Source organism: Streptomyces sp. NRRL F-5122 (assembly GCF_001507435.1).
GTDB classification, from domain to species: domain Bacteria; phylum Actinomycetota; class Actinomycetes; order Streptomycetales; family Streptomycetaceae; genus Streptomyces; species Streptomyces lannensis.
The window spans coordinates 24,689-38,341 of the sequence record NZ_LMWH01000263.1 but is presented as its reverse complement, the minus strand read 5'-3'; the positions used below and the strand labels follow the sequence as shown (position 1 = coordinate 38,341).

General features: G+C 71.6%; 7 protein-coding genes. All 7 read left to right on the top strand.

Annotated features, from left to right (window positions below):
* The first annotated feature begins 114 nt into the window (after positions 1 to 114).
* The 7 genes from ADL25_RS35270 (at position 115) to ADL25_RS35240 (ending at position 13,519) form a co-directional block, all read left to right on the top strand.
* The gene (locus ADL25_RS35270; RefSeq protein WP_234381168.1) at positions 115 to 3,885 is read left to right on the top strand and encodes a S8 family serine peptidase; all 3,771 of its coding nucleotides are present in this window, start codon (positions 115 to 117) and stop codon (positions 3,883 to 3,885) included.
* A gap of 127 nt (positions 3,886 to 4,012) precedes the next feature.
* Complete coding sequence (locus tag ADL25_RS35265) at positions 4,013 to 4,786, top strand: methyltransferase domain-containing protein (RefSeq protein ID WP_059131984.1); 774 nt, start codon at positions 4,013 to 4,015, stop codon at positions 4,784 to 4,786.
* Between the two features lie 756 nt (positions 4,787 to 5,542).
* Positions 5,543 to 7,738: an ATP-binding SpoIIE family protein phosphatase gene (locus ADL25_RS35260; protein ID WP_059131983.1), complete on the top strand. Its 2,196-nt coding sequence runs from the start codon at positions 5,543 to 5,545 to the stop codon at positions 7,736 to 7,738.
* A 542-nt stretch (positions 7,739 to 8,280) separates the two neighbouring features.
* Positions 8,281 to 9,810, top strand: a complete 1,530-nt coding sequence (locus ADL25_RS35255) for a glycosyltransferase (RefSeq protein WP_059131982.1) — start codon at positions 8,281 to 8,283, stop codon at positions 9,808 to 9,810.
* Between the two features lie 285 nt (positions 9,811 to 10,095).
* Entirely contained in the window at positions 10,096 to 10,848 is a 753-nt protein-coding gene (locus tag ADL25_RS35250) for a VWA domain-containing protein (RefSeq protein ID WP_079050779.1), read from the top strand.
* Positions 10,849 to 11,205: 357 nt separating this feature from the next.
* Positions 11,206 to 12,153, top strand: a complete 948-nt coding sequence (locus ADL25_RS35245) for an ornithine cyclodeaminase family protein (RefSeq protein ID WP_059131980.1) — start codon at positions 11,206 to 11,208, stop codon at positions 12,151 to 12,153.
* A 421-nt stretch (positions 12,154 to 12,574) separates the two neighbouring features.
* On the top strand, positions 12,575 to 13,519 hold the full coding sequence (locus tag ADL25_RS35240) for an MBL fold metallo-hydrolase (RefSeq protein ID WP_059131979.1): 945 nt from the start codon (positions 12,575 to 12,577) through the stop codon (positions 13,517 to 13,519).
* The last annotated feature ends 134 nt before the right edge of the window (positions 13,520 to 13,653 follow it).

Here is a 13,653-nt window from a genome sequence, read left to right as displayed (position 1 = left end):
CCGCCACCCGGACAGAATGACGCCCACGCGCCGTCCAACACAGCATCCGGACGGCGCGTCACATCACAACAGGGCAAACGTTGCCTGATGCGGCACTAGTTCGTGAGGTTCCCCTTGCCCCTGCCTCCTTCCCGCAGACGCGGGTTGACCGCCGCCGTCGCCGCCCTGGTGGTGCTGACGGCCATGAGTCCTGCGGCGTCGGCCGATGCCGCGGCGACGTTCCCCTCCCCCGCCGCGGCGGCCGGCGGCCCCGCGATCGTCCGCACCGTCACGCTGATCACGGGTGACAAGGTCACTGTCACCGCCGACGACCGTGCACAGTCGGTCACGTCGGTGACCGACCCGCGTGGCAGGACCGGTGGCGCGCATGTGATGACGGTCGGGCCGGACACCTATGTGTATCCCGACGCCGCGTTGCCCTACATCGCGTCAGGAGCGCTGGACGAGCAGCTGTTCAACGTCTCGGGGCTGCTGAAGGACGGTTACGACGATGCCCGCAGCGACCGGCTGCCGCTGATCGTGACGTACACCGACGCCGCTGCCCGCTCCCGCGCCAAGACGCCGGACGGAGCGCGCAAGACCCTGACCCTCAGCAGCATCCAGGGCGCGGCGATATCCGCCGACCACGCCGAGGCGGCCGGTTTCTGGTCGTCCCTGACCGGCAGCACGCCGGCCCCCGCGGCCGGGGCCCGGACGGACGCGACCTCCGCGCCGTCGCAGGGGCGGCTGGCCGGCGGCATCGCCAAGGTGTGGCTGGACGGCAAGGTCACCGCGACCCTCGCCGACACCACTGCGCAGATCGGGGCGCCCGCGGTGTGGGCCGGCGGGGACACCGGACACGGCGTGGACGTCGCCGTCCTGGACACCGGCATCGACGCCGCGCACCCGGACTTCGCCGGCCGGATCGCGGCCGCGGAGAGTTTCGTGCCGGGCCAGGACGTCACCGACCGGCACGGTCACGGCACTCACGTCGCCTCCACCGTCGCCGGAACCGGCGCGGCCTCCGGCGGCACCGAGAAGGGCGTCGCCCCCGGCGCCTCGCTGCACATCGGCAAGGTCCTGGACAACAGCGGCAGCGGCCAGGACTCCTGGATCCTGGCCGGCATGGAATGGGCCGCCCGCACCCAGCATGCCAAGGTCGTCAGCATGAGCCTGGGCGGCGGCCCCACCGACGGCACCGACCCCCTCAGCCAGGCCGTCAACCACCTCAGCAAGGAAACCGGCGCCCTCTTCGTCATCGCCGCAGGCAACTCCGGACCGGAGGCCTACACCGTCAGCGCGCCCGGAGCGGCCGACGCCGCGCTCACCGTGGGCGCGGTCCACGGCCCGGGCAAGGGCGTGGACCAGCTGGCGGAGTTCTCCAGCCGCGGCCCGCGGGTGGGCGACAACGCCATCAAGCCGGATCTGACCGCCCCCGGCGTGGACGTGCTCGCGGCCCGCTCCCAGTACGCGCCCGAAGGCGAGGGCGCCTACCAGACGATGAGCGGCACCTCCATGGCGACGCCTCACGTCGCCGGCGCCGCTGCCCTGCTGGCCGCGGCACACCCCGACTGGACCGGGCAGCAGCTCAAGGACGCCCTGGTCAGCACCACTTCGAGCACCCAGCGGTTCAGCCCCTTCCAGGCCGGCAGCGGCCGGGTCGACGTCGCTGCCGCCGTGAAGTCCACGCTCTTCGCGTCGGGAAGCGCGTTCGCGCAGACCCGCTACCCGTACACGCCCGGCCAGACGGTCCGCAAGGACGTCACCTACACCAACACTGCCGCCGCGCCGGTGACCTTGGATCTCTCCCTGAGTCAGGACCAGTTGCCCGAGGGCCTGTTCACCCTCACCGACTCGCGCCTGACCGTGCCCGCGCACGGCACCGCAACCGTCGGCGTGATCAGCCACCTCGACGCGGCGGCAGACAATGCCGCCTACTCGAGCCGGCTCACCGCGGCAGGCAGCGACGGCACGGTCCTGGCCCGTACGTCGGTCGGCCTCAACAAGGAGGGCCGGCGGGTCACACTGTCGGTCACGGCGAAGGACCGGCGCGGCGCCGCCCTGCCCGGCACCCTCGTGCTGAAGGACGTCGAGCGCAACACCCTCCCCAAGGTGTACGAGATCGACGCCTCGGGCCGCACGGACCTGCGTCTGCCCCCGAGCACCTACGCGGCCTGGATGTACGCCGACGTCCCCGGCATCGACGGCACGCACACGCTGGGCTCCGGCGTGTTCTCGGCGCCGCAGGTCGACCTCGATGCCGATCGCACCGTCCGCTTCGACGCCGCCGACCTGCGCCAGGCGGCCGCCTTCACCCCGCAGCCGACCGCCAACCAGTTCATGAGGGTGGACCAGTACCGCGCCGACAGCGGCCTGTACCCGTTCATGGACAGCTACATGCCCCAGTACTGGCTGTACGACAGCCTCTGGGTCACGCCGACGCCGAAGGTGACCAAGGGCTCGTACCACTTCGCGACCCGCTGGCGGCAGATCGAGCCGCCCCTGACGTTCTCCTCCGGATCCCGGACCTACGAGGACGTCACCATCCAGAGCTTGTCCCCCAAGCTGCCGGAGGGCACGGGAACCTACCGAGCCGTCTGGGCCGCGGACGGCTCGGCCGCCGACTTCCGCACGGTGAAGGTGCGCGGCCAGGTAGCCGTCGTACGCCGCAGCGACACCGTGTCCGCCCCTGACCAGGCGGCCGCAGCGGCGAAGGCCGGCGCCAGGCAGTTGCTCATCCTGAACGACGGCTACGGCAAGCTGGATCCCTGGGCGCAACTGCCCGACGCCGCACCGCTGCCGGTGGCCTCGCTCGGCACCGACGACAGCGCGCGGCTGCTGGAGCGGATCCGCAAGCCCGGCACGGCGACGCTGCGCGTGGTCTCGCACCCCTACCCGCGCTACCTGTACGACCTGGTCCGCCAGAGCGAAGGCGCCATTGCCCTCGATCCGTCCTACCGTCCCCGCAGCGGCGACCTTGCCCGGATCGAGGAGTCCTTCCGGAACACCGAGCAGGGTGAGGCCGTGCAGTACCGCGACGACGTCTCCGTGGTCTCCGGCAGCCCCATGCTCAGCAACTCGACGCCCATCCGGGCCCAGGGCACGCTCACGTCATGGGTGACAGCGGGCGCGAGCCTTCGCTGGGCCTCCGCCGCGGCCATGCGGGACCTCGGCCTGCGGGGCGCGGCCCGCGCCTACACGGCACGCAGCACGACCCGCGAGGACTGGTTCTCTCCCGTCCAGCACCCCCGTCTGCTCAACGACGGCATCACCTGGCAGGCGCCCTACCGGGTCGGCGACATCATCAGCACATCCGTAGTGCCGGCCTGGGGCGACTCGGGCGGGCACGCGGGCGTTGTCTGGGCCGACGTCGACACCTCGAAGATCTCGCTGTACCAGGGCGACCAGCTGCTCGGAGAGGACGTCAACGAGGGGATCGTCACCGTCGAGGGCCTTTCACCGGATCCGCTGCCCTACCGCATCGTGGTCGAGGGCGATCGGAACCTGCCGGAGCGTCCGTACTCGACCCGCACGCGCACCGAGTGGGGCTTCACCTCCGGCACTGCGGACCACACCGTCCTCACGACCCTGCCGCTGGTCCAACTCGACTACGCGGTGCCCACCGACCCGTCCGGCACGGCGCACCACCGAACCGGGCTGACGCTCACGCCCTCCCACCTGAATGGGGCGGCGGGCAAGGGAGCCATTCGCGCGGTGACGCTGGAAGTCTCCTACGACGAGGGTGCAACGTGGCACCGGACGGCACTACGGCAATCCGGCGGCAGCTGGAAGACACAGCTCGCCGCGCCCTCCCGGGCCCGCTTCGCCAGTCTGCGCACCACAGCGCGGGATACGAAGGGCAACAGCGTGAGCCAGACCCTGATCCGCGCCTTCGGCCTGAAGTAGAAGCAGGGACGGCGTCTCGACGAAGGCGGAAGGGCCCCTGGGCCGCGGTGCGGACCGCGGACAGGGGCCCGGCCCCGTTCCGAGGACGCCCCGGCCTTCAGGACTCCGTTGGGGAAGGATTTCCCGCATGTCAACAACTTTCGGCAGCCCCCGGCCTGACGCGGCTGCCTACATGATGCGAGCTGCGGCCAGCGCCGCCGGCCGCAGCTACAAGCAGGAGTTAATTCAACTGCTGGACGTCCAGCTGGGCCAGACCGCGCTCGACGTGGGATGCGGCCCGGGCACAGACCTTCCTACGCTGGCAGAGCGTGTCGGCGTGAGCGGCACGGTGATCGGTGTCGACCGCGACCCGGTCATGCTGGCCGAGGCCCGCCGGCGCACCAGTGAGCTACCAGCCGTTCAGATCCGCGAAGCAGATGTCCATGCCCTGCCCGTCGAGCCCGGCACGGTGGACCGGGCCAAGATCGACCGGGTCCTCATGCACGTCAACGATCCGGCCGCAGTGCTGGAACAGCTTCACCTGGCCACCCGGCCCGGGGCACGGATCGGCTTGGCCGAGCCGGACTGGGACACCTTGGTGGTCGATGCCGAGGATCTCGACACGAGCCGCGCGTTCACGCGTTACACCGCCTCGGAAGTGGTCCGTCACGCCACCATCGGCCGCAGCCTTGCCCGTTACGCGCAGCAAGCAGGTTTCACCATCGAGACGGTGAGGGCCACAACACCGGTCTTCCTCGACTTCCAGGACGCGGATCACACACTGGGGCTCGGCCGGAACATGCAGCAGGCCGTTCAGGACGGTTACATCGCCGAAGTACGCGGCCGTCGGTGGTTCACCTCGCTCTTTGAGAAGCCCTTCTTCGCTTCCTTCACCCTCGTCACCGTGATCTGCTCCCGCTGACGAAAAGCCGGCTCGCGCGGCGACCACTACGCACATCCCGGCTGCCGATCCGGACACCGGTGGTTCCAAATCAAGCCGTCTCTCGAACGCCGGCTCACACACCATGGTCAACCGGCGGGAGCACGCGGCATCCTCGCCCGCCCGAAGAGGACGATGCCCGCCGCACCGTTGCCGGGCGCGGCTCGGGCGGGTTCCCGCATCCATGCGCCCGCGCCGGTACGGGGAACGGTCCCAGCCGCGCTGTGCGCAACCGCGCTGCCATAGCCGGCCCGGATCCGCGCAGCAGACAGGTCCACGGCCCTGCCCCACACGCCGCCCACGACCGCGCACCGCCTCCTCGCCCCGGCACGCACCTGGCGCCGACCCGCCGCCCCGCTGCCCCGGCAAGGACCACCCGCACATCCAGGAGCGGACACCGCACCGGAAGGCGTCGGCACCTTCCCCATGGCGAACCGCGACCATGGCAGGCACTCCCCCATGCGGCGAAGAGCCCGCCACGCAGGCACCGGCGTGCCGATGGCGGCCACCCATGCCGCACCAGCGCGCACGGCATGCCCCTGCCGTATCGGCCGTCCCTTCCGCCCCGCCGCGGCGCGCCGGGCGCGCTCGCTGTGGAAGCGCCCCACCTACACGGCGTAAATTCCATTTATCGGATGACATATCAAGAATCTCTGGCTTCTTTCGACCGCCGGTCTCTGATCACCGGCCTGTGACCAGCACTTTCACCGTTCACCGGTCACCGGTAGCCCTGCGTGGATGCCACTGCCCGCCCGTTTCCCGGTCGTCTCGCCGTACGGCAGCCGGCCCGAGGAGGACGTCATGCACCGCACCCCGCTGGTCCCTCACCGAGCCGGGACCGCCGCCCCGCCCGTCCGCGCCACCTTCATCACCCTGCTGATCGCCGTGGTGGTGGTCGCGGGCGCGCGGCTGGTCCTGGCCGCCGCGGGCATGCAGGTCATGGGGATGGCCGAGTACTCCACGCTGATCCCGGTCGTGGCCGCCGCTCTGGTGCCGCTGCGGCAGACCCTGGTCGTGGGCCTGGCGAACCTGGCCGTCGGCATCCTCGCCTACGGCATCCTGCTGCCGTCCATGTCCCACGCCAGCCGGATCACCGTCATCACCGCGCTGGTCGCCTCGCTGCTGGTCAGCCTGGCCGTCTGCCGCGCCCGTATCGCCGCGGAGGGACACCTGAAAGGCCTGATGGTCGCCCGGGAGCGGCTGACGCTGCTCAGCGAGGCCAGCAGCCGGGTCGGGGCCACCCTGGACGTGGCCCGCACCGCCGAGGAGCTCGCCGAGGTCGCCGTGCGACGCTTCGCGGACCATGCCGCGGTCGACCTCTTCGATCCGGTCCTCAAGGGCGAGGAGCCCGCGCCGGGGCCGCACGCGGGCCCGGTCACCCTGCGCCGCGCCGCCCGCCGGTCGGTGCCGGCCGCGCTCGCCGCCGCCGCACCGCCCGGCCGCAGCAGCGTCACCTACTGCCGGGGCTCGATGCCCGCCCTGAGCCTGCTGCGGGGCGTCCCCGTGCACGGGCAGTTCACCGGCGCCGCCGACGGCGAGGGCTACTGGCCCGCCGATCCGGACGGCACCGGCATGCAGGCACCGCACTCCGCGCTGGCGGTCCCGCTGCGCGCCCGCGGGGTGACCCTCGGTGCGGCCCTGTTCACCCGCTCCCGGCACCGGGACCCCTTCGACGCCGCCGACGTGCTGCTCGCGCAGGAGATCGCGGCGCGCGCCGCGGTGTGCGTGGACAACGCCCGCCGCTACACCCACGAGCGCGCCACCTCGGTGGCGCTGCAGCGCAGTCTGCTGCCCCAGGTGGTCCCGCCGCAGCCGGCCGTGCAGGCGGTCGCGCGCTATCTGCCCGCGGATATCGGGGTGGGTGTGGGGGGCGACTGGTACGACGTGATCCCGCTGTCCGGGGCCCGGGTCGCCCTGGTCGTGGGCGACGTGGTCGGGCACGGCATCCGCGCCTCGGCGGCGATGGGGCGGCTGCGGGCCGCGGTGCGCACCCTCGCCGACATCGACCTGCCGCCCGACGAGCTGCTCACCCACCTCGACGACATCGTCATCCGGCTGCAGAGCGAGACCTCCCCCACCCCGGCAGGCGGGGCCGAGGACGCGGTCGCCGATGCGGATGTCGGCGAGTTCGTCGCGACCTGCCTGTACATGGTCTACGACCCGATCTCGCGGCTGTGCACCGCCGCCCGGGCCGGCCATCCCCCGCCGGCCGTGGTGCGTCCCGGGGAGGGCGCCTGCTTCCTCGACGTCCCGGCCGGTCCCCCGCTGGGCGTGGGGGGCCTGCCCTTCGAAACCGCCGAGGTGCATCTGCCCGAGGGCAGCCTGCTCGCCCTGTACACCGACGGCCTCGTCGAATCCCCCCGCCACAGTCTGGACGAACGCCTCGAACGCCTGCTCCAGGCCCTGTCCGAGCCGAAGCCCACGCTGCAGGAGGCCTGCGACCACGTGCTGGATCTGCTGGTCGACGACCGCACCCGCGACGACATCGCCCTCGTCGTCGCCCGCACCCAGGCCCTGGACGACCGGCACACCGTCGCCTGGGAACTGCTGGAGGACCTCTCCGAGGTCGCCCGCGCCCGCGACCTGGCCTCGCTCCAGCTGGCCCACTGGGGGCTGCCGGAGGCGGCGTTCCTCGCGGAACTCGTGGTCAGCGAACTGGTCACCAACGCCATCCGCTACGGCGGCAGCCCCGTGCAGCTGCGCCTGATCCGGCACGACACCCTGATCTGCGAGGTGTCCGACGGCGCCCACACCGCCCCCCACCTGCGCCGGGCCCGCACCTTCGACGAGGGCGGACGCGGACTGTTCATCGTGGCGCAGCTCGCTGAGCGCTGGGGCACCCGGCAGCAGTCCGGCGGGAAGACCATCTGGGCCGAACTCGCCCTCCCGCCCGCCACCGTGCCCGCCCCCGCACCCGCACTCGCCACGCTTTGAATCCTCCCCCAGCTGAAGCAGGGGGATTCCTGGCTCACGTTGGCTGCGGGTCAGCGACCAGCAGCTCTTACACGATCAACACCAGCCGGGTTGAGACCAGCCCGGTTTGGTACGGCAAAGCATGAAGGTGCACGTGCCGTCTTGGTTCTCGATCGGCGCGGTGTGCGCGCTTGGTTCTCGCAACGCACGCCGCACGCCTTACCCGATCATGTGGGCGGTCTTTCGCCCTGGGGGGCGAAACCCCGTTTCCTGCCCTGCTCCGCAGCGGGCCGATTCCTCCCCGGCCTGAAAGGCCGGGGCGTCCTCGGAGGTATGTGGTGAACCCGGGCCGAACACCCCTTGCCCGCCCGCAGGGCGGAATGATCCGCCTATTTATATAGGACGCCTATAACACACTGTGGGTCATATCACCCAGCTATGCCCTATCTGTTCTTCCGTGTCGCGTATTTAACTGTCCGCGAATGCGTGGGGGGAAGCCGGGCGCATTCGGTGCGGCGCAGTTGCCGCCACGCCCGCCCGACCGAGACGAAAGCCGTGCCCACGTGCCCCAGCTCTCCTTCCGGAAAACCCGCGGCCTGCACCGGGCCGACCGACCGACCTCCTGGACCTCCAGGCTGCCGCGCCTGTCCCTGCTCGCCTTCGTCGTCACCGGCTCGGCGGCCGCCTACGTCATCAGCGGCACCCTCCACCTGTACGGCATGGCCGCCATCGGGCTGCTCTCCGTGAAGCTGCTGCTGTCCCTGACCTACCGGCCCTACCAGGCCGCACGCACCGCCGACCGGCAGGGCGCCGCCCCGGACCGGCTCGACCTGGTCGCGATCATCCCCACCTACAACGAGGACCCCGGCACCCTGCGGCGCAGCCTGCGCAGCATCCTGGCGCAGTCCCGCCCGGTGTCCCTGGTGCACGTGGTCGACGACGCGAGCGGCGACCTGTCCGCGGTGCGGGCCGCCGAGGAGATGGCCGAGCAGTTCGCCCGGGCCGGGATCGGCCTGCGCATCCACCGCCAGAGCGAGAACAAGGGCAAGCGCGAAGCCCTCGCGGTCGGCTTCAGGGCCAGTCCCGGCGCCGACGCCTACCTGTGCGTGGACAGCGACACCGTGCTGGACCCCCAGGCGGTCGCGGAACTGATCAAGCCGCTGTCCAACCGGCGCGTCAAGGCCGTCACCGGTCTCGTCCTCGCCCTCAACCAGCGCAAGAACCTGCTCACCCGGCTGATAGACCTGCGCTACGGCAACGCCTTCCTCTTCGAGCGCGCCGCCTACTCACGGCTCGGCTCGGTGCTGTGCTGCTGCGGCTCCCTGGTCGTCTACCGCGCGGACGTCGTCCACGCCAACCTGGACGACTTCCTCACCCAGAAGTTCCTGGGCCGCCCGGCCGTCTTCGGTGACGACCGCCGCCTGACCAACTACTCCCTGATGCGCGGGCAGGTCCTCTTCCAGTCCACCGCCGTCGCCTACACCGCCGTCCCCGAACGCCTCGGGCACTTCCTGCGCCAGCAGGTGCGGTGGAACAAGTCCTTCTTCCGCGAGTCCCAGTGGGCGCTGCGCAACCTGCCGCGCCTGCGCCCCGGCTGGTACCTGACGTTCCTGGAGGTCGCGACCTGGCTGGTGTTCACCGGCGCCGCGCTGACCTCACTGGCCGTCAAGCCCGCCACCGACCCCGGCAACATCCCCGCCCACCTGGCCGGCTACCTCGTCTTCACCGCCGTCATGGGATACGCGCGCAGCGTGCGCTACCTCGACGTGCCCCGGCCGGGCGTCACCTTCGTCGGCCGGCTCGGGATCTACTCCCTGGCCCCCCTGTACGGGCTGCTGCACCTGGTGCTGCTGCTGCCGATCCGCATCTACGCCATGCTCACCATGACCCGCGGCAAGTGGGGCACCCGCCAGAGCGGCGTGGAAGTCGCCGACGACGCCGCCGCCACCGCCGGCCTCTACCGGGCCCTGCAGGACGCCGCCGCCCCGCAGCCCGCCCCGGTGCTCTCCTCCTTCCCGCACCAGGCGGCCCTGGACACCCGCACACCCGCCCCCTACGTCAGCGACTCCTCGGCCACCACGGTCGGCGGCTGAACCGGTCCTGCCGCAGCCGCAGCTGAACGGGCCTGCCCACGCCGCAGTCCGGGCTGCGGTCAAGCCGGCCTGTGAGCCGGGCGAGGGCAGCCGCACCCATGGGCGGATCCTCCCCGGGGGCAAGTGGTCCCGCTCGGCACCCCCGCAGGGGTGTCGAGCCGGGCCCGACCCGGTTCTCCCCCGGCTTCCCTCCGGGGGGTCTCCCGTGCGAAACCGCCCTCACCCTCCACAAAATCCCTGATCAAACCCGCTCTCCCCGCGGCCCTGAGGCCATACCCTCCGGATATGGCCTCTGGTGAAGTGCATCCGTCAAAAAACAGGATGGCCCTGCGTAAAGGACGAATCGCTTCATCCGCGGCCGCACGCTTCAGCGGTGTGCGGCGGAACTCAACCAGGGTGGTTCTGGTCCTCCCGGGGGCGCATCGTCATCCGTTCGAGGCCGGAACCGTGGCCGATATGGTGCGAAGAGCCGCCGTGCTGGGCGAGGTCATATCGCCCACGTCGGATGTGGACCCGTGGATCTACACGTCACAGGCGCACCGTCTGCCGAGTCTTCGGCTGTCGAATGCCGAACAGTGGATCGCCAACTGGGGGGTCTTGCCACGAGCGCCCCTGCTCTCTCGGGATGCCGCACCGGGAAACCTGCTCACTCAGCACGCGGAGCGCTATGCGCTCTTCGACTCGGAGGACCCGGGCCAGGCGGTCAAGGAGATTGCACAGAACCTCCCGGAGGGCGACGCCCCCACCCTCGTCCTGTTCTTCTTCTGGGGGCTCTACTCGCAAGGACCGGCTCTGGCCGATCAACTGGAGGCGGCCTCCGGCAAGAATGTGTTCTGGCAGTTCCTGGGCGACCCCGGTATCAACTCCTCCGTGCTCGGCGATCTCGATGCCCTGCGGGCCGAGGCTCCGCACATCAGGAACGTGAGCCTCTACCGGGGATGGGACTCGATCGAGGAAACTCCCGAGTATCTCTTCTATCGCGGCGTGCTGAAGCCGTTCATCCATTGGCGAAAGAAGCACGCCACGGGGAAGAGCTGAGTGGATGCCGAGCAGAGGCTGGGTGACGCGGGCAGGCAACGCAGCACGCCGTCAAGGCCATTGCCCCGAACGCCGGAGTTCTGCGAGTTCTCCTTTGGCCATGGAGATCGAGGATGCCACGAAGCGCCGGCTCTTCCCTCACATGATCAAACCGGGCGAACACGACTCCGCGGCCCTGACCGCCCCCTGCCCGGACAGAGGTCCGCGCCACGGCGGAGACCGACCCCGCGTCCGGCGAAACCCCGCGGTACGGCGGGCCGCCTCGCAGCGGAGCGGAAACTACGAGCCCCGCGCCCGCACGCCACGGCGAGTTGCGGCAGGCCCGACAGATACGGAACGCGTGAGACCCTGACCTGCGTGACCCGGATCCTGACCCGTAGCGACCTGCTCAGCCTGCTCGACCCCCTGGCCTGCATCCAGGCACTGCGGGAGGGGTTCACCGCCTCCACCCAGAACACGGTCCCGGGCCGGCGTGTCCGCACCGACCTCCCCTTCCCCGGCACGGCGACGGCTCTGCTGCCCGGACTGCTCCCGGGCATCAACGCCTACACCGTCAAGGTGAACGCGAAATTCCCTAACGCCTCACCCGCCCTGCGCGGGGTGATCTGCCTGCACAGCGGCGCCGACGGCGAACTGCTCGCCCTGATCGACTCCGCCACCGTCACCGCCTGGCGTACAGGCCTCGCCGCGGCGCTGGCCACCCATGCGATCGCCCGGCCCGCCGGGGACACACCCCACACCGTCGGCGTCATCGGAGCCGGCGCCCAGGCCGAACTCACCCTGCGCGGGCTGCGCGCCCTGCGCGCCTGGGACCGCCTCGTCGTCCACGACACCGACCCGCAGCGCGCCGCCGCCTTCGCCCACCGGCACGGCGGCACCGTGCTCCCCTCCCCCCGGCAGGTTGCCGCCGAGGCCTCCACCGTGGTGCTGGCGACCTGGGCCCGCACCCCCTTGCTGCACACGGAGGACCTCAGGCCGGGACAGCACCTGACCTCGCTCGGTTCCGACGAGCCCGGAAAACAGGAACTCGCCCCCGGCGTGCTCACCTCCGCCCGCCTGATCGTCGACGACGTCGCGCTCGTCACCGCCCACGGCGCCCTCGCAGGCGCCGGCCTGCCCGCCTCCACAGCCGCCGCGTCCCTGAGCGAGATCCTGCGCGGCCAGGTCCCCGCACGCACCCACGACCAGGAGATCACCGCCTACACCCCCGTCGGACTGCCCTGGCAGGACCTGGCCGTGGCCTGGCTGGCCTACCAGCAGGCCGAGGCGGACAAGACCGGCACCACCTTGGACCTGCTGTCCTGACCAGGCGCGACCAGTTCAGCCGACCGCACGACGTGCTCATGGAGGAGGCCGACCGCATCGCCTTCGTCGAGGGCGCCGTCGCCGAGGCCGCACGCGTCCTGCCCGGCGTGACGGAGCGCTTCCCCGGAGGCCTGCGGTAAGCCGGCCCTCCGCTTCGAAGCACGCCCTTGCCGACCGACGCACTTTCGAACGTGGTCGCGGCACCCGTAGTGACAGCCAACCCGCGGCCACCACCGCCGTCTTCCTCCACACCGCCCTGCCAAGCACCGCAACCTTGCCATCGGCTGGAGATGCACCCCGACAGTCACAGCGCAAAGGTGGATCTGTACTGACTCGAGCAGTCCGCGTCCCGGGGAAGCCGACCTCGAGGCCGTGGCGCACCTGGAGGCCTGGCGTCGTTCCTGACCGTGAAGGACCGCACATGAGCCCGCCGGCTCCCCCGCCCGCCTCCCACGGCCCCGCACCGGCCTGGCGGCTGGGCGGCCTGCGGGTGCACCGGATCGACGAAACCGCGCTGCCCGCATCGACCGGCCCCATGCTCCTGCCCGGCGCGAGCCCTCACCTCGTACGCCACGTGCCCTGGCTCAGACCCGACTTCGCCGACGACGTCGGCATCCTGCGACTGGCCAGCCACAGCTTCGCCGTCGAGGCGGGCGGCCTGCGGATCGTGGTGGACACCGGCATCGGCAACGGCAAGACGCGCGCCGATCCCGCCTGGCACCAGCTGAACACCGACTACCTGCAGCGGCTGAGGCGGGCCGGTTTCGCGCCCGACACCGTCGACCTGGTCGTCCTGACCCACCTGCACACCGACCACGTCGGCTGGAACACCCGCGCCGAGGGCGGCACCTGGGTCCCCACCTTCCCCCACGCCCGCTACCTGACCTCCGCCGCCGAATGGGACTACTGGGCGGCCGCCCCGGTGGATGCGCCGCACCGGCAGGTGCTGCGCGATTCGCTCCACCCGATCCGCGACGCCGGCCTGCTCGAGGTGATCGACGTGCCCGCGGCGACCGGGCCGGGCGGCACGGGCGTCGAAGTGGCGCCCGGCGTGCGGCTGTTCGCCACCCCCGGGCACACCCCGGGACAGGTCGCCGTCGAACTGGGCGGCACCGACCGGTGTGCCGTCATCACCGGCGACTGCATCCACCACCCCGTCCAGATCGCCCACCCCCACATCACCAGCAGCGTGGACACCGACGCCGAACAGGCCGTATGCAGCCGCCGCGCCCTGCTGGCCGCCCTGTGCGACACCGGCGTCCTCGTCCTGGGCACCCACTTCCCGCCGCCGACCGCCGGCACCGTCGCATCCGAGGCCGGCACCTACCGTCTCGTGCCCGCTCCCGGCCACGCCCCGACCACCTGACCCGCCAGAACACGTCACCGACACCCGCCGGGCAAGTGGGCGGGATCCGCCCGGCGTTGAGCCCGCCCACCGGGCAAGAAGGCGCCACTCCTTCGGCGTGCGCCGGCCCCCAGCGCGCCGACCCCGCGGCTTCG

Excerpts from the sequence above, each read along its gene's own strand:
- ADL25_RS35265 (WP_059131984.1), top strand. The coding sequence starts at position 4,013 with ATGTCAACAACTTTCGGCAGCCCCCGGCCTGACGCGGCTGCCTACATG.
- ADL25_RS35260 (WP_059131983.1), top strand. The coding sequence starts at position 5,543 with ATGCCACTGCCCGCCCGTTTCCCGGTCGTCTCGCCGTACGGCAGCCGG.
- ADL25_RS35250 (WP_079050779.1), top strand. The coding sequence starts at position 10,096 with ATGGCCTCTGGTGAAGTGCATCCGTCAAAAAACAGGATGGCCCTGCGT.
- ADL25_RS35240 (WP_059131979.1), top strand. The coding sequence starts at position 12,575 with ATGAGCCCGCCGGCTCCCCCGCCCGCCTCCCACGGCCCCGCACCGGCC.